We start from the raw sequence: 22,900 nt of genomic DNA, 5'->3' as shown, positions 1-22,900 counted from the left end.
TCGTTCGTCATTTGCGGCGGATGACTCGAATATATCCCCTTATTTAATTACTAGCCCCAAAAGGCCCACAAAGGATGAAGCCTGATGCGGTGAGATGATGCAGCCATTCAAGTCTTCTATCTCTACTTGTAATCCATCAAATTCGCAATCACTGAGATCAATTCCCTTGAGCTTGGACCCCGACAGGGTGGCTTGATCCAGATTGCAACGGGCAAAAGAGGTTTTTTGTAGTGTTAAATGATACAGATCTGCACTTATCAAAGAACAATCCTCAAAACCAACTTGCTTGAAATTAGCAAAACGGAACATCGAATAATCCCCTAAACAATCCGAAAAACGAACGTTTTGGAACCTGCTTCTCGAAAAATCCGTTCCGAGCAATTTGCAGTTTCTGAACTCTACCCGATGGATAAAGGAACCTGAAAAATTAACATTCGATAGATCGCATTTATCAAAAATAACGTCTGTCCATTCACTTTCCGGCAATGACGATTCCATGATCGTTACATTTTTAAAAGTCATCTTCTCTAATGAAACCTTAACCGCTTCCATATTGTCCAAAATGATATCCTCTACAGACCCTATACTGAGTTCGTCTTTGGATCGTATGGAGCGCATTTCTTCATTTAATACGGGTAAATCCGCAGGAATCTTTGGCAGCTCCATTTTATTTTTCATTATATCTCTACCTCCACGATTGAGAGCCCTCTAGGATATCTATATGAATCTATTTTCTATCAATTCTCATACATAGGGTAGCAAAAGTATTTCTCACACATATATTAACGTAGTGAGCACGCTCACGAACCTTTGTTAGGAGGTTGATAACATGGCAGTACAGCTATCTAATCAAGTGTTCTCCATCTCTGTCGGAGATTACGGGGATCTCTCTTCCTTGCGACTGGTAGGGGACACTTTTAATACCAACTATGTTATGAACAGCTCCAACGCACCTAAACAGAATACGTCGGATCATCAATGGCTGGGTGAACTCATGTTCACCTATCGTCTCGGCAACGGAGCGTGGACTCGGGCATGGACAAGCAATTCTGCTGATGCGCGCCAGATCACCTCTTCTGGAAACAGTGTCCAGGTAGCCTATCAGAATTCATCAAACCATCAGGGAATACGTAATTTCATTTTACATGAAACTTATTCGTTGGTTAACGATTATTTGCACTGGCAAATGAAAGTAACGAACAGCTCTAATCAAACGCTGGAGATCGGAGATTGGGGACTGCCACTTCCGTTTAACGAGTACTGGTCGGGTGGCAATAATGAACAAATTTATGAAACCAGAGTACTCTCACACTCCTTTGTAGGCCATAACAGTTCCTTTATTACCGCTGGACGACCTAGCGGCATCGGACCGTATGTACTACTAATCCCTGATGCCTCAACGGGGGCTGGTCTCGAATATCAGGACCATTGGAGAACTGAGGAGCATCCCGGCAGCACATGGGCTATGGAGCAAGGGGGCTGGTCCGAAGGACTGAATGTGTTCTATATCCACTCCAATGTCATCAAGAGCACCAACCGTGGCTATCTTGGAAGCACCAGTCTGTCGCTGGCTCCTGGTGAAAGCAAAACGTATGCTTTTAAATTTTACAAGGTAGCGGACGAGCAGGCCGTAAAGGACAGGCTGTACAGTGAGGGACATGTGGATGTGACCGTGGTTCCGGGTATGATCTTCCCAACCAATCTCAAGGCTAAATTCGATCTGCATACCAGCAAATCCATTACCTCTGTCACCGCGCAATATCCGTCGGAAACGACCATCAGCTATCTGGAAACAGCCCCTACAAACCATAAAATATATGAACTTACACTGGGACGACTGGGACATAACAATATTACGGTTAACTATGGTAACGGCGAAAAAACCGTTCTCCAGTTCTATGCCATCGAGCCAATCGAAGCTGCACTTCAGCGTCACTCTACCTTCATGGTCAACAGCACCCAATGGAACGTTCCGGGCGACCTGAGGGATAAGGTCTTTGATGACTGGATGATGCAGTACAAGGCCAAACGCAACAGCTTTGCTGGTTACTGGGGCTGGGGTGACGATTGGGGGCTAACTCACGGTCAGTTTCTGGCGGAGAAAAACGTTCAGAAGCCCGTGGCATCTGAGATCAAGGCAGTCGATGATTATTTGGAAGTGGCCATCTGGACGAATTTGATGGAAGGCCATCATAGCGATTATCTGGTTCCTGATTTCCTGATGCCGCAGCCTAATACGACACCAACGTACCGGGGCTATGCCTATCCGCACATTTATAATACGTTTTTTAGCATGTATAAACTTGCCAAGCTGTATCCCAACCTGATCAGCTATCGCAATAGCAAAAACACATATTTGCTACGTGCTTATCATATTTTTAAAGCGTTGTATGAAGGCCCTGTTGCCTATAACTGGAACACGGGACTCATGGGTGAGCTAACTACACCTGATATTATTAAAGCGCTTCAGGAAGAAGGCTTGACCACCGAGGCTAACGACCTGATTGCCAAAATGGCTACCAAGTACAACAATTTCAAAAACACCACCTATCCTTATGGCTCTGAGTACAACTATGACAATACAGGCGAAGAAGCCGTATATACACTCGCCAAAATGAACAACAACACGACGATGATGAGCAAAATCAACGCCAAAACGCGTGCTGCACGCGGTCATATGCCTGTCTGGTACTATTACGCCGATCCGGTCACCATCACCGGAGAGAATTGGTGGAACTTCCAGTACACCACCTCACTGGCCGGCTATGCGATGGATGACTGGACACGTCGGCATTCGCCCAAGCCCGAAGTGGATCAGCGTCTATCCTATGCCGCCAAGCTGGCAAACATCGGGGCGATTAACTCGGGACAGATCAGCTCTGATCCTGCCAATATCGGGGCGGTATCGTGGACATATCAGGCAGGCAAGGGCAATTACGGCGCCCTGGGTCTGGACGGCGGCCCTCTCTTTAACGGATGGCGTGGCATGTCCGGGGAAGCCGATCTAGGGCTGTTTGGAGCCATTAAAATTCTAAGCTCGGATGTTGCTGTCGATCCCATATTCGGTTTGTTCGGTTATGGCTGTGACGTTACAGAAAGCAATAACAGCTATACGGTTACTCCAAAAGACGGCGTATTCCAACGTCTGCATCTGATCACCCAGAAGCTGAGTCTGGAGTTGAACCGGGATCAATATAGCTTGGCCATCGTGTCCAAGTCCAAGAACAACATGCGCCTGACACTGAAAAATATGACCCCAGGCACGACTCATACTACCGTTATGAGCTTGACCGGACTCGCGGCAGGTACGTATGACGTGCTCGTAGACGGTACCAAAACCGGATCAGTCACGGCTGCTAACAGCTCTGCGATCACGGTCAGACTGAATATCGGTACGGCAGCCAACTATGATATCCGTATTCAATCGAGTACAGGTAATCCGTCTCCCGCTGGAGACATTATAGCCCATTATGAATTTGACGAAACGGCCGGATCTACCGCAGTCGATTCTTCCGGTTATGGACAACAGGCCAGTGTAAATGGAGGCTCGTGGGGCGCGGGACGGAATGGCAATGCTCTGCGCCTTAACGGTACAGACGCCTATGCCAGCCTGCCCGGCGGAATAGTTAGCAGCCTCAATGACTTTACCATTGCCGCATGGGTACGAGTGAACACGCATAATGGCTGGGCACGCCTGTTTGATTTTGGAGCAAGCACGGATCGGTATATGTTTTTGACACCTAAGGCCGAGGGAACTGGTATGCGCTTCGCTATCACTATCGCGGGGAACGGAAAGGAACAACAGTTGAATGCGCCGGAGCTAGCAACAGGGGTTTGGAAGCATGTCGCCGTGACTTTGTCAGGCAATACTGGAATGATGTATGTGGACGGTGTAGAGGCGACGCGTAACACGAACATGACGCTGAATCCTTCCAGTCTTGGACTGACAAACCGGAACTATATTGGGAAATCCCAGTTTGATGATCCCTATCTGAACGGCGCAGTAGATGAACTGATCATTTACAACAGAGCCCTGACCGCTCAGGAAATCCGGGGCTTGGCCTCGGCAAGTAGCATCATTACAGCCCCTGATGTGGGAGTCCAAGCATATGCTGAGGGGGCAGATTAGAATGCATTATGCATTCATTCATGCCGTTAACGTTTTAGATTGTGAATGATTTGTACCGTGAATCATCTGTGTCGTGAATCATTTGCGTCGTAAATGATTGGGATCGTGAATTACTTCTGCTGGTGCTTCTCATTGCCTCCACCCCGGATTTCTTATATTAATTCTGTAATCAGGGGTGAAATCCGGGGAGGTGATGCTTCCGAAGTGAGCCGCCCTATGGAAAGCATTTAAATTGACGCCTTACCGGGACGATCAGCGGCAATTTTTCCATCGGGAGGGCGTTTAGCTCCGTCTAATGCGTGTCGTTCTTGGTCTTAAGCGAGCCAGTTCCTCACTGGTGAGCTGCCTAGTATAAGAGCGAGGGGAAGATCCTGTATCTACCCTCAGCACCCTGCCTGCCCCGTTGGGGCGGGCTACCCGTGTGTTGAATACCTGCATGGCCCACTGCACTGGAAAGGCTATGGATAAGCGACCATCTGCCGTGCCTGCATAATTAACCGCAGCTGCATAATTATCAGACTGTCTGAGCCATACAGAGCCAGAATCCCCGGGTAGTGATACAGGAGTCGTACCTCTAATAACCGTCTGATCTTCGAAGGTCAGTAAGCCCAACTCTCCACCATAATTGATTTGCAGGTCCGTATAGACGGACTCTACCGTGCCATTGACCCGCCCGGTCGTACGCCCTACCTTCTTCAACCTATCCCCTATGCGATAAGCGGTCACATGACCCGGAATCGCTCCTACTGTGGCATAACGCGGATTGAGCAGGTTGTTACGGGTCGGAAGCGAAAGCGCCCCATCAATCAGGTTCGTTCCGGTAGGATTCAAGCGCACGTAACGATATAGCCGTCCTATACGATCCTGAGCAACCGTCCCCCCATCGGCTCCGCCTGGCTGAATTGTAGCCTCCCGATTGTCTGTATTGGAGGGATTGAGGACATGGTTGTTGCTAAAAAGATAACGTGTAGCCGGCGCTCCAGTTGGGGCAACGATGAGTCCGGTTGTACCGGAGCCTTCAATCGTCCCGACACTGTAGCCGGCGATGACCGGGCGTATGCGCACTCTGTAGTCCGTAGCATTGGCTCTGATCTTTCCAGTCTTTACAATTCGGACTGGAACGTTTGTTTTCTTTCCTAATGCGGTGGCCGACAGGAGTCCAGTAGAGGCCGACGCTAAACGGTCCGTGTACACAATGACAGCGGCTCCCCTTTTGGGATGGGCAGGGTCCCTGTATCCTACGCCAATGCCGTGGACACCGGACATTTTTAAGACTCGCTTGGCCATCCGCTTTTTCACTTGAAGCGCGGCCGAGAAGGTAGCCAACATGATCATCTCCTTTTACATTCAGATGAAATATTGTATGGCTAAGGCCGCTTCGCGTTCCATTTGATCTACGATCGCTGTATTGAAAATCATATGAAAACATACCATAAAATGGTACACTTATTTCCGAAATTGACATCTTATCATTTGATTCTGATGTTCAAGGAGGTACTTTATGTTTTCAATCATGTTGACATACAGCATACAAGCAATTGCAATTTTACTAATTATCTTTGAATTGTTGAGAAAAAACAGAAAAAAAGTAGGCTGGGGATCACTTTCACTGCTGTTATCTCTTCTTGGCATGGCTGTTTCTTTTGAATTTGGCGATTACATATTGGGAGACCAGTTGCTTTCCTTTTTTGGATTGTCCGCATGGTCCAATCCTGTCGATAATACTAGGTTTCACTACACCATTTATCTATCCAGTATTTTTTTTATTCCCAGTTTAATCATTGGATATAAAAATCCTAAAGAGTTTGGAGCTACAATCGGAAAACGGGTTTCTAGTATATATCTAACTTTGATCATCATTTCGCTTTTATTTTTTATTATAAGTATTTTCTCGAAGTAACGTTGGATGTGCGTCGTTCCAAAACAAAAGCCTTTCTCAGCGGAGGGTTTCTGTTTTATCACATTAATTCCGAACATTCCTGGGTGGGTAATTAGATTAAGGAGCTGATATTATCTATAATTCATTTACCTCAACATTTTTTGCTGCGTTAACTGCAATCACCCTCATAACGCTGCCAAAATTAGAAGCTAGGGTGAGTAAGAGAACAATGTTGAAAGTGAGAATTTCCATAATAACAACAGTTCTGCTGATCGGAGTCGTGTTGTATATCATTGACCCTCAGTGGTGGATCATTGTAGCCTTTGCAATTTTGTTTGTAACCCTTCCTATCTTTTTATTGAAACGTTGGCGCGAAAAAAGCTGAATCAGAGAAAAAGCCTTCCTTATTGATAGGAAGGCTTTCCACCTTATCCCTTAACCGCTCCCTCCGCGATTCCTTCCATAATGAATTTCTGAAAGAATGCATAGATCAGGATAACCGGGATGGAGGTCAGCACGAGTGCGGCCAGAATAAGCGACCATTCCTTGTTGTACTCTCCAAACAGCATATTGGTCGAGAGAATCAGGGTGTAATGGTTCACATCCGTCAACATCAACAATGGAAGTAAAAAGTCATTCCAAATCCACAAGAAATCCAAAATCGCGATAGTAACTGTAATCGGCAGCAGCAAAGGAAATATAATGCGAAAGAACGTCTGAAACTCATTACAACCGTCCATTTGTGCGGATTCTTCCAGCTCACGCGGGATGGATTTGACAAATCCATGATACAAAAAGATCGCCATATTCACACCCAAGCCGATATAGATCAGGGCCAAGCCGTACGTACTGCCCTGAACGGACAAATCTTTTGCCATTCGTGTAAGCGGTATCATAATGGAGTGAAACGGCACCAGCATCGATGCGACAAATAGGAAGAAAATCGCACTGCTCAGTTTCCCCTGTGTACGAGACAGCTTGTAGCCTGCCAGCGCCGAACAGATCACAATGCCACCAATGCCGATAAAAGAAATAATCGTGGAATTCAGAGCGCTGTTTAGCAAATGAGTCTGATGAAAAGCCTGACTGTAATTTTCAAAATGAAGCTTTGTCGGCAGCGCTGTAAAGGATGCAAACATCTCACCCTGTGTTTTAAACGAATTAATTACCGCCATGTAGATCGGGAAGAAGGACACGACTGCGCCCACGCACAAAATCAGCGTAATCAGCAAGGAATTGGCTTTCTTCAACCTCATGCCTCCACCTCCCTCTTCTTCATGACACGCAGTTGAATCAGGGTGAAAATGAGAACAATCGCGAACAAAATAACAGATTTGGCACTCGCATAACCATAACGGAAGTTGTTGGAGAACGCCTCCTCATAAATGTTCATTGTAATCACCTGTGTACTGCGCCCCGGCCCCCCGCCAGTCAGTCCGTATACGACCTCATACACCTTGAAGGCACCATTCAGCGTCAGGAAGAAACAGATCGTAATCGCATGAGTAATCATCGGCATCGTCACACTTCGCAATGTCTGAAATGCGTTCGCCCCGTCAATAATCGCAGCTTCCTTCAAGCTTTGTGGTACACCTTGAAGCGCAGCCAGATAGATGATCATCATATAACCGACACCATTCCAGAGCGACACGATAATAATAGCGAAGAAAGATACTTTCGGATCGCCCAGCCACGATTGGCCCAAAAAGGCGATAGCCGTCTTTTCGGCGATCTGTGGCAGCACGGAGGAAAAAACGAATGTCCACATAAATGCGCTAATAATGGTACTGATCATATTGGGCATAAAAAATATCGTCCGGAAAAATCCTTTGGTACGTGTACGCGACTCAATCAACACTGCCAGTGCCAGCGCCAGTACATTTTGCAGCACAATCATGACGAATACGTATTTAAGGGTAAACCAAAGGGAATTGAGAAAATCGGGGTCTTCTTTCAACGATTCCACAAAGTTCCCCAAGCCGATAAAGCTGTAATTGGGATTCAATCCGTTCCAGTCTGTAAAGCTGTAGTACATGCCGCTGATCGTTGGAATGAGCAGGAAGATGGCATAAAAGATCAGCGCCGGGGCTGTAAACGCCAGTAGCATGACGTATTTTTTATAGATTTTAAAAGGCATGGAGTCTCTCCCTCCTGGTGTAATTCTGTAGGTTACCGTTACTTGTTCACTTTGTTATACGATTTCCATGCCTTATCCAGCGCCTTAATGACATCATCCTGCGAGAGCTGACCCGCATAATAGGATTGTAGCGATTTGCCTGCCTCGTCCTTGACCGCTTGCGGGATCGATGGATCTTGGTACGACTTGCCTGCTTTTACGTATTCGGTAGCGTCATTAACCCAAGGATAGCTTTTAAACGTATGCACTTTGGAGATCGGGTTAAATTTCAATGCTTCATAGAACGCACTGGAATCCTTGTCATCCAGCACATAGTTAACAAAATCGAGCGCAACCTCCTTATTCTTGCTTGTAGAGGATACAGCCAGCGAAGTCGAAGTGGACAAATTGATCAATGTCGCATTCGGATCGTCATTGATCGGCAGCGGAGCTACCCCAAAATCCATCTTCGGATCCGATTTTAAAATCGTTTCTGCAAACCACGGTCCCTGAATCCACATCGCCGCTTTACCCGAGGCAAACGCAGCCGATCCATCATCCCCACCGATTTCCAGCGCCTTGTCCGTACCGTTACTATTCACCAGATCAATAATATCGAACATGCTTTTCATTTCGGAAAAAGAGCCTTTATCCTGATTCATCCGGTCGATAAAATCCTTATTCTGTGTGTTCATCATCGCACCCGCTGTCAGCGGCACGAACAGCTGTGGAATCCAGGATTCCTTGTAGGACAACAGGAACGGTTTCACATTATTCGCTTTCAGTTTCTCGACCACTGCCTTCATTTCGGTCAACGTTCCCGGCGGCTGCAAATCCAAATCCTTAAATATCTTTTTATTGTACAAGTAGCCCCATGAGATCGTCTCCAAAGGAACCGCTACGACCTTTCCGTCTTTGGTTGTTACCGAAGGCTTCACACTATCCATCAATTTGTTAACAAAAGGCAGACCGGACAAATCCTCCAAATAGCCCGCTTTATAAAACGGAGGGATTTCATTCACCGCGTGCAATGCAAATACGTCCGGCGCATCGTTGGATGCGAGTCTTGTCTTCAAAATTTGTGCAGCGTTATCCGCAGGCGGCATCTCCAGTTGAACCGTAACGTCGATATTTTTATCTTTCTTCTCTTTCGCTACGAACGCATTAATGTATTTATCGTAGTGCTCCTTCAAACGGGGCTGAGCAATAAACATTTTGAGATTCACCGTTTTGCCGTCTCCACCGGAACCGCTGCTGTCACTGCCTGAAGAATTCGCTCCACACCCGGCCAATAACGTGCCAACCAGCATTGTGCTCAATACACCTTTCCACATTTTCATAAAAAATGACCTCCCCTATTTTGAAAATAACTGCTACCCACCGGCAAATCAGTTGTTATTCAAAGCAGCTATGCCGCCGGTCTTCAACCTCTATTCGGCTCTGTGCGAACTTCATAAAGGCCAAATTCCTTTGTATCGCCCCTTTTGTATACGCTTTCATTATAGAATGGGAGGTCACTTCTGCCATTGGACACCCTTAGCTTATTGGATTGGACTTTTTTAAACTTCCTTCCTCATTTCACCGGGTGCCATGCCAAAATGCTTTTTAAATACCCGATAGAAATAAGACACATCCTCATATCCTGCCATCTCCGCAACTGCTTTAATTGAAACCTGTTTATTGACCAGCCATTCTCGCGCCTTTTCCATTCTTCGCGCTACAATATAGTCCGTTACATTTTGACCATACTCCTGCTTAAATACCTTGCTCATATACTCCTTGCTCACAAAAAAGTTTTTCGCCAACTGCTCCAGTGTAATCGGCCCAGCAAAGTGACTGTCGATATATCGCCGTACCTCTTCTAAATTCAGCTTGTTTTTGTATTTCCGCTGCCGAATGAGCTGATCCAGTTCCTGAACATAGCACGACGATACGAATTCCAACGCATGTTCTACAGAGGATACGGCATCCTGCGACAGTAGAGATCCTGCCTTTGCCGTAGAAGTATCCAGCCCGTTATCCGCTGCCAGCTCTTTCAGCAGGGAAAGAAGCTCCTGCACTAGCCTGCCTAGCATAGGTGGACTCGGCGCTCCATAACTCTCCAGCTCCTGCATAACCTGTCTGCAGGTTAGGTTCACCCCGTCACAGTTCAACTCATTAAAATAAAGACGCAGCAGTTGCTTATACCGGGTCAGCTTGTGAAAAAACTCATAATCCAGCTCCGTCGCTTCTTGCTGCTGTTCAGCAGCCTTGACCTCCAGATCGTTTTTGCATTTGAGCAACACTGCATTCAGCTCGGCAGGATTGACTGGCTTTAACAAATAATCGACGGCCTTGTAACGGATGGCATGTTTGGCATACGCAAAGTCATCATATCCGCTCACGACAATGATTTTTACATCAGGACAATGGTTATTTAGCGCTTGCAGCAGCTCCACTCCGTCCGCACCCGGCATGTGCATATCCGTAATCACAATATGGGGAGCTAACTCCCCGACTAGTCTGAACGCCTCGTCTCCGTCCTCAGCCTCACCCACTACCAACATTCCGAGTTTTTCCCATGTGCCAAATGTCTTCAGAATATCGCGATTCCACGGCTCATCGTCCACAATTAATACTCTGATCATACTTTTCCCTCCTCTGCTGAGATGAATGGAATGCGGATGGTAACACGTGTACCAACACCCTGCTCACTATCTATCATCACTCCGTAGTGCACTCCAAAATTCATCCGTATGCGTGAAGACACATTGCTCAATCCGATATGACTACCCTGCGCCCAGATCGGTTCCTCCGACGCGTTTTCCAGCTTTGCCCGTACCTTTTCCAGCTTGTCCGGGGTCATGCCGTTTCCATTATCGCAAACCGTAATACACACATCTTCTCTCATAATCTCCACTCGAATTCCCATTCGCCATGCCCCTGCCTTACGGTCAAGACCGTGCTGAAACGCGTTTTCTAACAATGGCTGAAGCGATAGCTTAGGCAGACGAATATCCATCGCCTGTTCTTCCGTCTCCACCTGAAACACTAATCTTTGTGGAAATCGACGTTGTTGGATGCGCATATAATGCCCTACATGGTCGAGCTCTGCGCGTAAAGAGGCCAAATCCTGAGGCTCCCGTACCACGTAACGGAACATCTCACTCAGCGACCGAATAACTTCATAGGTGTCCTCCGGCTTTTGAGAAAATACCATACTCCCGATCATTTGCAGTGTATTTTGCAGAAAATGTGGATGAATCTGTGCCTGGAGCGCTTTCAATTCAGCCGTCTTTTTTTGCAAATTGATACTGTATTCCGTCTGGATATGCTCGCGGATTCGGCCTGCCATCCCATGCAGACTTCTTTCCAGCAGTCCTATCTCATCCGGACGTGTACTTGGCTGTCCAACCGGTCCTTTGATCATATCCAGCTCCTGTACGGAACGTGCCAAATGAACAATCGGACGTGCAGTCCGCCATGCGATGAAAACGGCAATGCAGATGGAAACCAGGATTGAAATCACGCCGACGATGATACCATACAGCATCGTTGAAAAGGCGCTGTGGTTAATGGAGGAAGTGGGTACGATTTTGACCAGCTTCAGCCCAACTACATCCAGATCATTATAGAACACATAATGTTCAGCAGTTTGAATCATCCCGGGGCCCGGCTTAACGTCACGCAGAGCTGTCAGCACTCCTGCAGGAGGAGGCGACTGAAGAGCCTGTGCTGGATACATAACCCTGCCATCTGCATCTGTAATCAACACTTGATGCTGATCCCCTCGTCCCAGCAGGCCCAGCGTCTGATCGAATTGAGACCACAATACATCCAAAGAAATAGCTCCCGTCTGCTTTTGGTCTTCAAAACGCCGAATACTGCGCGTCAGAGTAAAGCGTTCCGGGTCAGTAGAGCTTGGGCGAATCAAATAATCCTTATTCGCTTGCCACATCTCGGCATACTGTGGGGGAATACCGCTCACCGTCGTAATTTCATTTTGCATGCTATTGAAGGTAAACAAGGTTTGCGATTGCTTCGAATAAAGCTGGATGCCGATCACATGACTTCCGGCCGAATAATACACATTCGCCATCGTATTCAGCATTTTTCGCTGGGCATTAAATTGGCTTGAAAGATTGTCAGGCTCGCGCTCATTCAAATAATCGCTCAGATCAGGACTGATCTGAATGCTGTAAATCAGATGATTCAGACGATCTAGCTGATCGCTGATATAGATCCCCGTCCATTTCATATTGGACATGTTCGTCTCTACCACTTCCGTTTCCATGGAAGCTCTGCTTTTCTCCGCAGCCAGCACCGTGACAGCAATGACCGGCAGCACAGACAAAACAACCATCGTCAAGATCAGCTTGAGCTGAATGCTACGTCGATACGGGGCCGTCAGCGCCCGGAACCAGCGAACTGCTCGGGTTGGCATAGCGATGCACTCCTCTTTCAGCCATATGCGAAAACGCCCCGCAATTCGCAGGGGCGCTTCATGTACCGGATACTCCCGGGGAAAACCTATATGATATTATTCGTAAGTTGGTTTCAGCTCATTATTCATCATTTACGCTTCTTCGATAATTATAACACCCCAAGGCTCTAATGGAAGCGTTTCTCCTTGGGTAACCGCATGCTCCCCAATCAGCTCCTTGCCGTCTCCATGCGGATAGACCACCGAGCCTGCTTGTTCAGAATAGTTAAAATAGTACCGGATTGTCCGTCCTAGCTCATTCGTGCCGGATTTAACAATGATCGGATAAGACGTTTCCTGATCCAGTCCCCATACTCCTGCCTTTTTGGCTACAGAGCTGAATAGTTCGCGGATGACCGCCGGGCTGACGATACAGCCGATATAGGTCGCTGTTCCCTGACCATAGCGGTTTTGCGTAATTGCTGCATATTTGCCCCAATGCGGGTGATCGTAATAGGCCAATACTTCGGCGGTCGTCGGGGTAATCAGCTCCATCCACGTATCTACCTGATTGTCCTCTGGTGCCACCCCAAAAGGATTATTCTTAAGCGTCACTTTCTTCGGCTCCACGAACAAGCTGTAATGAATGCCGCAGGCTTCGCTAATCACGCCCGGCTGTCGGGACGTTCTCACCTGCACATGCTCGTTGGTAAATCCGCTTCGGAATGTGTATACTACATGACCACCTTTTTCCACATATCGGTTCAGCTTCTCCAGTAGTGCATCTGGGGCAGAATAGAGAACCGGGACGATCAAGAGATCATAGTCGTCAAACGATTCTGTACCTGGATGAACAATATCTGTCCCGATATTCAGTTTATACAACTCGTCATACAAACGACGTACGATGTCATTGTAATTCAACGGACTACTCATATTAAATTTAAACCAGTCAATTGACGTCAATGCTTCGTTGCTGACCAGAATCGCCGTTTTATTTTTTTTTTTCAAGTTGACCAAATGCGGAGACAATCTTGCAAAATCCTTCCCTATGGTCTGTGCTTCCTCATACACTGGATTCGGCTCAAAATCATGGCTCAGCAGACCCTTCCAGTAGGTTTCGAAGGAATTATGGATGGAATGCCAGTGCCAGTATGCCACCATATTGGCCCCTGAAGCCAGATGGCTGAACGCTTGCAGACGCAATTGCCCCGGATAGGGAACCCAGTGGGTAAAAGCCTGCGCTTCCGTTTCTAGCACTAGATAGTTGTTATTTTTCGTCGAACGTGCCACATCGCCACCGAAGGAAATTTCAATACCAGTCAGGTCATCCTGTGATGGATGGTAAATATCCACCCCAGTCACATCAAAGGCTTGCGATGCCGCAAAGTGATCCACGTCTGGCTGAACACCAAAGGAATGACCTCTCCATTCAAAATCAAAGTTTTGCGTAATAAATTGGTCCTCCCGCTTATATTCCTTCACCAGCGCGACCTGCCATGCCAGAAAGTCCGTCACCAGCTTGCGCTGGAATTGGGAAAAGGCTGCGCCCAAACTTCCATTAATCGTTCCGACCACTGAAGGAAAGTCCCCCCAGCTATTGATGCGATTACTCCAATAGTCCAGACCAAATTTGCGGTTTAGCTCCTCCAGCGATTCGAACCGCTCTCGCAGATACTTTACAAATTGCAATTGCACATTAGGCCCACTCGTGTTGTAATGCTTGGTCTCATTATCCGTCTGAAAGCCAATGACCGCCGGATGCTGACTCACCCGTCCGATCAGCTTGCGTATGATTCGCTCGGCATGAAACAGGTAAACCGGATTCGTAATGTCCATAATCTGGCGAGCACCATATTTGCCCGGCCCTTGAGGCGTTGTCGCCAATACATCAGGATGCTCCTTCACCAGCCACGTGGGTACGGCATAGGTGGGCGTCCCCACAATGGCTTCAATGCCCGCCTTATGCATGGCGTCCAGCACCCGATCCACAGAAGTAAAATCAAACACGCCATTTTGCGGTTCATGCGTACTCCAGGTGGATTCCGCAATCCGCACCACGTTGATGCCCGCATCCTTCATCATTTGGATATCCTGGTCCAAACGGTCATATGGCATATATTCATCATAATAGGCAACACCGTACAGTAGCTTTTTCATCAAGTCGTCCTCCAATTAGGTTCATCAGGATTTTGCAAAATTCGATTCCAGCCACTCCGAAGATCGGAGCACTAAGTGCATTCCATATACGGGCTAGTACAAATAGAGTACTGATAATTGAAACAGATATGTCAACATAATCCGCATCACTTTCAAAATGTCTATATATAAGCACTTTCTTTTATATAAAAGCTTATACAATAGCATTTGTAAGCGCTCTTTTATTATAGTTAAATGTTAGATACAATGAGATTGTCTAAGCGGTGTAAAATTTACCCTAATCGAAGGTGATCTGATGATATTAAATCCTGATGTTGATCCATCTCTATTTCATGATTGCCAATGGCTGCCCATTATTGACTGGAATGTGAAATTTTTTGGCGCCCATATTCACCGGGTCCAAGCGGATTGGTGCATGCCGGAGGAATCTCATATCGGTTTTGAAATTGCACTCATTTTAGAAGGTCGTCAGGAAACGATTATGGAAAATAACGTATATTCGGTTGGAGAAGGTGATATTTTAATCATTCCGCCGGGTTTTAAACATGTGAGTCAGTGTGTTTCCCCAAACGGCATGTACTATTTTAGCTCTCATTTTAATGTCGATGATCCATTATTCCGTCAGGAAATGATTAAAAGCAATCAGCTCTTTTTTCCGGCGGGTACTGAAACGAATGCCAAGCTGCAAAAGGTTGTCCATAGCTGGATTGGCATGGTGCGGAAAAGCGGAGAATATACGACAGCAGACCGTTTTCGCATGCAGATTGCCTTATTTGAGCTATTCGGGATATTCTCGCAAATGATATCTACCAGTTTGGAGCCCAGAATTGCGCCTTCATCCGTTCAATATGCCAAGGCCATCATGGAAGCTATTCAATCGAGGTTTAAGCCTTATCGGGAAGATGAATCTGGCGAGCAAGCGTTCCGACTTGAAGATGTGGCGGCTTCTCTCGGGATCAGTCCTGGCTATGCCCAGGAAGTGTTCCGCAAGGTATACGGCTATTCACCACGTCACTATCTATCGGAAACCAAGTTGCATGAAGCTAAGGTGTTGATCCAGCAGCCCAATCTACCACTCAACAAGGTAGCTTCCCTGCTCGGATACTCCAGTCTGGCTCATTTCAGCAGACAGTTCAAGCGCTGGACAGGCACCAGCCCACTTAAATACCGCCAAACGTTAAAACCGATTACTAATGAACAAAGGATTAAGATATAAGGACGGATAGCAAAGGCTCCACCGTGTTATTCAACCCAAAAAAAGAGCGTGACACCGAATATTGCGGCTGTCGCGCTCTTTTGTCTCTATTTTCTACAAGCTGTACCGTTGCCTTAATGATCTAAAATCTTCACCAAGCTCTCATCATTCGGATCACAGCCTAATATCCCCTATATGCTGGTGCACCACATACATCATCCCCATCAGGAATACGGCCAAAGCCAAGTAACCGATGCCGAATTTCCAGCGCGATGATGCGGGTACTTCGTAATACTTATCATTTTCAAACGGAATATAATCAATCCCACACAGCAATCTGAGCTGGTACGCATCCGGCGTCGGTATATGTTCCACACCGTTCAGCCATACATCCTGGACAAGACACTGCTGTGGCAGCAGAAGTGTCTGCTCCACATCCAGACTTTCCATATACACCGTCACATATTGCTGCCCCTCTAAATCCGAGTAGGTATTAAAAGATAATCTGCGCGTGTGCTCCGGTCCAGGCAGCGGATATCCTTGTTCATACAGATGCTGTACGTTCACCAGTGGCTTTTGCAAAAAGGATTGGACCTTAGCCTCTTCTTTATTGCGTTTAACATATTTTTTGTACAAATCGTAGGCAAAGAACGCCCATATCAAGAAAAATAAAAAGGATTTTAAATATACTACGACTACAATTCCACCCAATAGACCCACCAGCCACAGCCAACGCGTCACTGCCGTGGAAATCCGTCCTCCGTCGAGCGGATGAATCGGCAGCAGGTTGATCAGGTTCAGGAAAAAGCCGACATACGAGAGCGCATACAACAGGGGACTGTCTGTTGCATAGGCTCCTGCGTATACTGCCATAGCCCCAATCGTCCCCAGTAACGGGCCGCCCATGGCCACATAAGCCTCTGTCTGCGCATCCAAAGGTTGACGTTTCATGGTGATCAGCGCACCGAGAAAAGGAATAAATAATGGTGCTGATACGGGAAGCCCCTTGCGCTTGGCGGCCAATACATGTCCCAGCTCATGTACAAACAACAGCAACACGAAGCCGACCGCAAATCCCCACGGGTAAATGATCGCATATGTGCTAATCGTTATCGCCATAGATATCAGCGCACCGCCAAATTTACTGAATTTTAAAAGGGCAAGTAACGACTTGCCTTTCAGAAGAAGCAATGCTGCTGCACTACCAAGGTACCATTTGGATGAGCCGGATTTGGAATCGGTCTTTTTCTCTTCATTTTGCAAAAGTATCCGTCTCCTTTCTCTAACACTTCCATTGTATCCTGCTATGTGCAGCTTGTAAAAACTTCTCTACCTTCATTACTGTACAGCGTCTGTACGTTTCATCAATTCAACATACTGAATTAACTCTGCCTTTTGTTGCTCTAAAGTATGAATTCTGTTCGTTAACCCGACAAAAAAAGCTTCAATTTGGTCTCTGATAGCATTGGCCGAATGCCCAGTCCATTCATGCAGACGCCCATATAATACACGTGCCGCTTGTTCATCTGTGCGAAGTTTGGCGAGTAGCCAGGTCAGCTCCTTTTCGGCAAGCAATAGCTCTTCCAGTTCGACCCGTAATTGTCCGTTCAAATTACTGGCCACCTCCTATGTATTCATTTTTCTATATCGTTAGTACCTTGTTATTAGCGTTATTAGCTAATATCTGCCTGGATAAACTGCTCTATTTTGTACTCGAGATTGTAAAGAAATTCATTAGTCGTCCGTAAATGCCACTGACTAAATTCCATCATGGAGGAGTCAAGCTGTGTTACAATCGGCTGCAACCGCCGACTCTGACTACTGTGCAAATAGCGTGAAAGCCTGGCTCTGACACGTTGGAAATCTGCATCACATTGTTGTGCATTCGCCTTCCATTTTTCAGCTACAGCGAGTAGATGCTCCGGCATGACTTGAATCGTACCTGCTGAAGCAGATGTTGCCGCCGTTACCAGCGCTGCCTTTTGGAATTGAGTTAAGGTCTGTCCTAATTGCTGTATCCAGCCGTCCACCGTTTCCATTAGGTTAAAGTCAGATGGAATACGCGGAGATTCCGCGATTCGTTCGCCTGTTACAGGATCATATAGCGGGTTGGATACATAGCCATTCTTATCAAACTTATAATGATTGAGTGAGTGATAGGAAGGCCCACCCAACGTGTTGTCCACTCTCTCTTTTAGTCCTAAGCCTTCATTAGCTGTTTGATAATTATTGTCAATATGGTAGGAAGCTCCTACGTGAAGATCGTACCCTCCCCCAATAAAGCTAGCTATCATATCACTGGGATGCAGAAAATTCGTAATTTGATGGTCAAACTCACCATTTTCTGCTTTCTCTCTGTACTCCGGTGTCAGACTGGAAATGACCGAAGGCGCACAGAATGTAACCGCATTTAACCCTGTATAAGCAGCTACATATTGTGCATTCCCTCCTCCCAGCGAATGTCCAGTTAGCGAGAAGTTGTAGTTTTTGTACTTGTTTTGTATATCCTTCGCATAGTCCTCTGCCTGATAGAACTGGTTCGAGCTGCCGAACAAAGCCTTATCTACGCTTTTTTCTTTCTCTCCCATCCAGTTGTTAAACGCCGTGAACCCTAAAGCGTCGTCCATTTTTTTCATTTTTTCATTATATTCATCTGAATGAATATTCAAACTACCGTGAATTTTGCGGTTAATTTCAGGAAGTGCAAGAGTCACATCGTTATACAGATCCTGTGGATCATCCGTTTCCGTCCCACGGTAGGCGATAACGGCCTGTTCCGTTTCTTCGTTGTAAAATGTGACAGCGGCAAGTCCCGAATCCTCGCGATCGAGCGTGTCTAACACTTTCCAGCCGGGGAGTTCTTCTGATGGTTCAGCACCTTTTTTCATTTTTTTATAGGCCATTTCAGACATTATTTTATAAGTTTCGTCACTTACTTGAAGTGAACTCATACTATTTACACTCCTCTGATCTAGTGATTTTTCTTTTTATCTTGAAAGCCTGGATAAGTCCCATTTTCAATAAGCACCTTTTTTAGCTCGGGACTTATAGCAAAATTCGAAGTTTCCTGATTTTCATAGTTTACAGAAATCGTAAAATCCTCTTCTGCATGACCTATTACATTGCCACTTATATCTACCTTGTTTGTTACATAAGGAGGAAATTTTTTTGCATATGTGATTTCAACGTCTAGTTCGTATTTTTCCTTCAAATATTGAACAGCCGTAGCTTTCGCCTTACTGATCAGTTCAGCATCTTCGTCTTTATTCACCTTGTGGCATCCTCCCAGTATTAAAATAAGGGCTATCAACACCATCATTCCTTTTAGATATCGGTGACTGATCCTAATCATCCCTTTCATATGCGTAACATCCATTTTATATCCACAAAATCCCTTTTATAAATTGTACCTTTTGTTTCCAAAGACAATCAATACGCCATAAGACATGGGATAGGGTTAAGTCTACGGTATCAAATCGGTGTGGAAACCTTCCGTTCTTAGCTGATAAGTTTTATTTCTCGTATAATATCATCCATATTTTTCAATTACATTCCCCACATGTCCATCCTCCTGTCTGTTCTGTTATCATGTAAGAAAACGGAATAACCCAGGAAAGGATTACGAACCATGAGTTTTGAACTTACCCGACGAGCCATCAGACAACTATGCAGTCAAGCCGCTTATGACGACGGGGATGCCTATTACCGGGCCAAAAGAGTGGCCTTTACACAAATAGATCATGATGAAGGTGTATACGAAGCTACGGTCAAAGGAAGCAGCTTTTATGCTGTTGCGGCGATGATCCGATCCAATGGAAGTATCCGAGCAGAATGCACCTGTAGCACATTTCAGAACACCGGTCGATATTGTAAACATATCGCAGCTGTTCTCCTTAACGCCCATGATATACGCCGTGGAAAGAGTCTGTCTGTGCGCTCCTATGCCTCCAGACTTCATCCCGGTACTGCCCCAGATACAGCAGGAAGCCTAGATTCAGACGGGATGTACACATCTACAGATGCTTCATATGATCACACTGCTAGAACAGCACGATCCTCTGACATCACACAAGGCGATCTCCAGCTGACCGACAGTATGTTAAAACTATTTGAACGCAAGCGACCGCTTCGCAGCACGCCTACCCTGCTGGATACTCGTGCGGTCTTGGATTTTCAGTTCGTGATCCGACCTTTTGCCTACGGTTACCAAAAATATATGTTTGGTGTAGAAATGAAGGCTGGTCCCAAACGATTATATATCGTCCAGAAAATTCGTCCGTTTCTGGATAGTATTGACCGTGGGGATAGCTACATGTTCACGAAAAGCTTCTCGTACGAGCCTGAGCTGTACCGCTTCCGACCTGAACATGACGCTATTCTCCAGCAATTATCCCAGGTGTGCCACCATGAGCGTATGATTCGGGAAACCTCAGGTACGTATTCATCTTCAGGTAGTCATATGAGCGGTGAACGAATGCTCCTCATCCCGCCTGCGGCTTGGGAAAAGCTGCTCCCCTTGCTGACAGCAGCACAGGGCGTCTACTTTGAAATTCACGGAAACATGAACGAGGGTATTCCCCAGTCCGACCTGATGCTTCCGCTGCAATTTGAATTTGATGAGGTTGAGGCCGAAACCGAAGGCTACCAGCTAAGCATACAAGGATTGGATGACTTGACCATCATGGAAGACTATGGTGTCGTCATTGCCGATGGCAAGCTTGTCAAACAGAAAGCCGACCCCTTACGGCGTTTGTCCGAGCTAAAACGGATGGTAGAAGTACACCACAGGCGAAAAGTTCAGATCGCGCCAGAGCAGATGGAATCTTTTATGGACAAGGTTGTACCCGGGTTAATGAAGCTCGGACGTGTTCATATAACACGTTCCGTCTCAGATCGGGTCACACAGCAGCCATTGAAGGCCAAGCTGTATCTGGACCGAGTAAGAGACAAGCTGCTGGCAGGGCTGGAGTTCCAATATGGGGATATCATCATCAACCCGCTGGAAACAGATGCACGAACGCCTGGTAACGACCGAATTCTGATACGTGATGGAGAACAGGAGCAACGGATTTTGGAGCTGATGGAGCATAGCTCCTTTGCCAGAACAGACAGCGGATATTTTATGGAAGATGAAGATGCAGAGTATGATTTTTTGTACCATACGGTTCCGCAACTGGAAAAGCTGCTGGACGTCTATGCTACAGGTGCAGTCAAAGCAAAAATAAACAATACTCTGCCTACCCCAAGGATACGCGCGGAGTGGGATGAACGTACAGATTGGCTTGAATTTAAATTTGATATGGAGGGCATACCGGAACCGGAAATTCGCAAACTGCTCAAATCGTTAGAGGAAAAACAGAAATATCACCGTCTGCCGAATGGTGCCTTGCTGCCGCTGGAAACAGAGGAATACAAGGAATTGATTCGGTTCATGAATGAAACAGGTATCCGCAAAAGTGATCTGGATGCAGCCCAAATTCGTGTTCCCGTCACGCAAGGACTGTACTTAATTGATCCTCACGATCATGGGAAAAACCTGACTTTGGGTAAAACCTTTCGCCAGCTACTGGAAAATATACGCAACCCAGACCATCTCGACTTTCCAGTTCCAGACATGCTTGCCCCAATCTTAAGAGATTATCAGGTTTACGGCTTTCAATGGCTTAAGACATTGGCGCATTACCGTTTTGGGGGCATTTTGGCAGATGATATGGGGCTGGGTAAAACGCTGCAAAGTATCGCCTTTCTCGTCTCAGTATTGCCGGAAATCCGCAGCCAGCAGCTTCCAGCCATGATCGTGTCCCCTGCATCACTGGTGTACAACTGGCGGAATGAGCTGGAGAAGTTTGCTCCACATATCCGCGTTACTATCGCAGATGGCAGCCCGGAAGAACGCGGCCGGATCATACGGGATGCCGCCAGTTATGACGTCGTCATTACGTCCTACCCGCTGCTACGACGCGATGCAGATGTGTACAGCAAGCCATCGTTTCATACGCTCATTCTGGACGAGGCACAGGCTTTCAAAAATCATGCCACCCAGACGGCACAGGCTGTTAAGGATGTAAAAGCTCGTTACCGTTTTGCCCTGACAGGAACGCCAGTAGAAAATACGTTGGAAGAGCTGTGGTCCATCTTTGACGTTGTATTTCCTGCGTTATTTCCCGGCGGGAAAAGAGCGTTTCACAACCTGCCTCGAAATGTGATTGCCAAGCGGGTTCGTCCTTTTTTGCTGCGCCGTCTCAAGAGTGATGTCCTCAAGGAGCTGCCGGAAAAAATCGAATCCGTGCAGGTATCCCGGCTTCTGCCAGATCAGAAAAAGCTGTATACGGCCTATCTGGCCAAGCTCCAGCATGAAACGTTAAAGCATCTCAACGAGGAAGGATTTCAGAAAAATCGGATTAAAATTCTCGCAGGTCTAACCCGGCTTCGTCAGCTCTGCTGTCATCCTGGCTTGTTCATCGAAGGATATACGGGAAGCTCCGCCAAATTTGAACAGCTGTTGGAGATCATTACGGAATGTCTCAGCTCCGGGAAACGGATGCTCATTTTTTCACAGTTCACCACGATGCTTCAAATGATCGGACGCGAGCTTGCTCGAGAAGGAGTGTCCTACTTTTACCTGGATGGGCAGACTCCCGCTCTGGAACGAGTCGAACTGTGCAATCGCTTCAACGAAGGAGAACGCGAGCTGTTCTTGATTTCCCTAAAGGCAGGAGGTACTGGCCTGAACCTCACCGGCGCAGATACAGTCATACTGTATGATCTATGGTGGAATCCCGCTGTAGAGGAGCAGGCTACCAACCGTGCACACCGAATGGGCCAGAAAAAAGTCGTGCAGGTTATTCGTCTCGTCGCCCAAGGCACAGTAGAGGATAAAATGTATGAACTGCAACAAAAAAAGAAAAACATGATCGACCAGGTCATTCAGCCGGGGCAAGAAACCCTTTCGGCACTGACCGAGCTGGAGATTCGCGAACTGCTCATGATCTAGCTAATTCCACATGCACAAAAAGGTC

General features: G+C 46.7%; 16 protein-coding genes. 4 read left to right on the top strand and 12 right to left on the bottom strand.

Translation table 11 applies throughout. The features are described 5' to 3' along the window. Positions 1 to 39: 39 nt before the first annotated feature. Positions 40 to 678, bottom strand: a complete 639-nt coding sequence (locus MLD56_RS03645; protein ID WP_029515839.1) for a pentapeptide repeat-containing protein — start codon at positions 676 to 678, stop codon at positions 40 to 42. A gap of 151 nt (positions 679 to 829) precedes the next feature. Between MLD56_RS03645 and MLD56_RS03640 the strand changes: the two genes are divergently transcribed. After that, positions 830 to 4,129, top strand: a complete 3,300-nt coding sequence (locus MLD56_RS03640; protein WP_029515840.1) for a DUF5695 domain-containing protein — start codon at positions 830 to 832, stop codon at positions 4,127 to 4,129. Between the two features lie 282 nt (positions 4,130 to 4,411). Here the strand turns inward: MLD56_RS03640 and MLD56_RS03635 are convergent, their stop codons facing one another. Continuing rightward, positions 4,412 to 5,458, bottom strand: a complete 1,047-nt coding sequence (locus tag MLD56_RS03635; RefSeq protein WP_029515841.1) for a hypothetical protein — start codon at positions 5,456 to 5,458, stop codon at positions 4,412 to 4,414. A 172-nt stretch (positions 5,459 to 5,630) separates the two neighbouring features. Here MLD56_RS03635 and MLD56_RS03630 point away from each other — a divergent pair, with 172 nt between their 5' ends. Next, positions 5,631 to 6,029, top strand: a complete 399-nt coding sequence (locus MLD56_RS03630) for a hypothetical protein (RefSeq protein WP_029515842.1) — start codon at positions 5,631 to 5,633, stop codon at positions 6,027 to 6,029. Between the two features lie 407 nt (positions 6,030 to 6,436). On the opposite strand, the gene MLD56_RS03625 is transcribed toward MLD56_RS03630, so the two are convergent. From MLD56_RS03625 to MLD56_RS03600, 6 genes are all read right to left on the bottom strand, one after another. Next, positions 6,437 to 7,264 carry a carbohydrate ABC transporter permease gene (locus MLD56_RS03625; RefSeq protein WP_029515843.1) on the bottom strand — a complete coding sequence of 276 codons (828 nt, stop codon included), beginning with the start codon at positions 7,262 to 7,264 and terminating at the stop codon, positions 6,437 to 6,439. Then, complete coding sequence (locus MLD56_RS03620) at positions 7,261 to 8,145, bottom strand: carbohydrate ABC transporter permease (RefSeq protein ID WP_029515844.1); 885 nt, start codon at positions 8,143 to 8,145, stop codon at positions 7,261 to 7,263. Before MLD56_RS03620 ends, MLD56_RS03625 begins: the two co-directional genes overlap by 4 nt. 38 nt (positions 8,146 to 8,183) lie before the next feature. Beyond that, positions 8,184 to 9,464 (bottom strand): ABC transporter substrate-binding protein, encoded by a 1,281-nt coding sequence (locus MLD56_RS03615; protein WP_029515845.1) that lies wholly within the window; start codon positions 9,462 to 9,464, stop codon positions 8,184 to 8,186. A 219-nt stretch (positions 9,465 to 9,683) separates the two neighbouring features. After that, positions 9,684 to 10,751: a response regulator transcription factor gene (locus MLD56_RS03610; protein WP_029515846.1), complete on the bottom strand. Its 1,068-nt coding sequence runs from the start codon at positions 10,749 to 10,751 to the stop codon at positions 9,684 to 9,686. Next, a complete protein-coding gene (locus tag MLD56_RS03605; RefSeq protein ID WP_029515847.1) occupies positions 10,748 to 12,547 on the bottom strand; it encodes a sensor histidine kinase in 1,800 nt (599 codons plus the stop codon). The genes MLD56_RS03610 and MLD56_RS03605 overlap by 4 nt, the downstream gene beginning before the upstream one ends. A 132-nt stretch (positions 12,548 to 12,679) precedes the next feature. Further along, a complete protein-coding gene (locus MLD56_RS03600; protein WP_029515848.1) occupies positions 12,680 to 14,686 on the bottom strand; it encodes a beta-galactosidase in 2,007 nt (668 codons plus the stop codon). Between the two features lie 295 nt (positions 14,687 to 14,981). Here MLD56_RS03600 and MLD56_RS03595 point away from each other — a divergent pair, with 295 nt between their 5' ends. Next, a complete protein-coding gene (locus MLD56_RS03595; RefSeq protein WP_029515849.1) occupies positions 14,982 to 15,902 on the top strand; it encodes an AraC family transcriptional regulator in 921 nt (306 codons plus the stop codon). Between the two features lie 153 nt (positions 15,903 to 16,055). On the opposite strand, the gene MLD56_RS03590 is transcribed toward MLD56_RS03595, so the two are convergent. The 4 genes from MLD56_RS03590 to MLD56_RS03575 all read right to left on the bottom strand — a co-directional run bounded on the left by MLD56_RS03590 (position 16,056) and on the right by MLD56_RS03575 (position 19,152). Next, a complete protein-coding gene (locus MLD56_RS03590; RefSeq protein WP_029515850.1) occupies positions 16,056 to 17,144 on the bottom strand; it encodes a site-2 protease family protein in 1,089 nt (362 codons plus the stop codon). Between the two features lie 75 nt (positions 17,145 to 17,219). Continuing rightward, on the bottom strand, positions 17,220 to 17,492 hold the full coding sequence (locus MLD56_RS03585) for a hypothetical protein (protein ID WP_029515851.1): 273 nt from the start codon (positions 17,490 to 17,492) through the stop codon (positions 17,220 to 17,222). A gap of 62 nt (positions 17,493 to 17,554) precedes the next feature. Continuing rightward, complete coding sequence (locus tag MLD56_RS03580; RefSeq protein WP_029515852.1) at positions 17,555 to 18,832, bottom strand: Tle-like phospholipase domain-containing protein; 1,278 nt, start codon at positions 18,830 to 18,832, stop codon at positions 17,555 to 17,557. 20 nt (positions 18,833 to 18,852) lie between these two features. Further along, positions 18,853 to 19,152 carry a hypothetical protein gene (locus MLD56_RS03575; protein WP_029515853.1) on the bottom strand — a complete coding sequence of 100 codons (300 nt, stop codon included), beginning with the start codon at positions 19,150 to 19,152 and terminating at the stop codon, positions 18,853 to 18,855. Between the two features lie 357 nt (positions 19,153 to 19,509). Here MLD56_RS03575 and MLD56_RS03570 point away from each other — a divergent pair, with 357 nt between their 5' ends. After that, positions 19,510 to 22,875: a DEAD/DEAH box helicase gene (locus MLD56_RS03570; protein WP_029515854.1), complete on the top strand. Its 3,366-nt coding sequence runs from the start codon at positions 19,510 to 19,512 to the stop codon at positions 22,873 to 22,875. The last annotated feature ends 25 nt before the right edge of the window (positions 22,876 to 22,900 follow it).

Origin of the sequence: Paenibacillus peoriae (assembly GCF_022531965.1) — a bacterium.
Classification (GTDB): domain Bacteria; phylum Bacillota; class Bacilli; order Paenibacillales; family Paenibacillaceae; genus Paenibacillus; species Paenibacillus polymyxa_D.
Note: the sequence above shows the minus strand (reverse complement) of the source record. Positions and strands in the feature narration are given on the sequence as shown.

Bases quoted from the DNA above. Each gene is read 5' to 3' on its own strand.
- MLD56_RS03635 (WP_029515841.1), bottom strand. From the start codon at position 5,458: ATGTTGGCTACCTTCTCGGCCGCGCTTCAAGTGAAAAAGCGGATGGCC.
- MLD56_RS03640 (WP_029515840.1), top strand. From the start codon at position 830: ATGGCAGTACAGCTATCTAATCAAGTGTTCTCCATCTCTGTCGGAGAT.
- MLD56_RS03605 (WP_029515847.1), bottom strand. From the start codon at position 12,547: ATGCCAACCCGAGCAGTTCGCTGGTTCCGGGCGCTGACGGCCCCGTAT.
- MLD56_RS03570 (WP_029515854.1), top strand. From the start codon at position 19,510: ATGAGTTTTGAACTTACCCGACGAGCCATCAGACAACTATGCAGTCAA.
- MLD56_RS03595 (WP_029515849.1), top strand. From the start codon at position 14,982: ATGATATTAAATCCTGATGTTGATCCATCTCTATTTCATGATTGCCAA.
- MLD56_RS03600 (WP_029515848.1), bottom strand. From the start codon at position 14,686: ATGAAAAAGCTACTGTACGGTGTTGCCTATTATGATGAATATATGCCA.
- MLD56_RS03625 (WP_029515843.1), bottom strand. From the start codon at position 7,264: ATGAGGTTGAAGAAAGCCAATTCCTTGCTGATTACGCTGATTTTGTGC.
- MLD56_RS03610 (WP_029515846.1), bottom strand. From the start codon at position 10,751: ATGATCAGAGTATTAATTGTGGACGATGAGCCGTGGAATCGCGATATT.
- MLD56_RS03645 (WP_029515839.1), bottom strand. From the start codon at position 678: ATGAAAAATAAAATGGAGCTGCCAAAGATTCCTGCGGATTTACCCGTA.
- MLD56_RS03630 (WP_029515842.1), top strand. From the start codon at position 5,631: ATGTTTTCAATCATGTTGACATACAGCATACAAGCAATTGCAATTTTA.
- MLD56_RS03615 (WP_029515845.1), bottom strand. From the start codon at position 9,464: ATGAAAATGTGGAAAGGTGTATTGAGCACAATGCTGGTTGGCACGTTA.
- MLD56_RS03580 (WP_029515852.1), bottom strand. From the start codon at position 18,832: ATGAGTTCACTTCAAGTAAGTGACGAAACTTATAAAATAATGTCTGAA.
- MLD56_RS03620 (WP_029515844.1), bottom strand. From the start codon at position 8,145: ATGCCTTTTAAAATCTATAAAAAATACGTCATGCTACTGGCGTTTACA.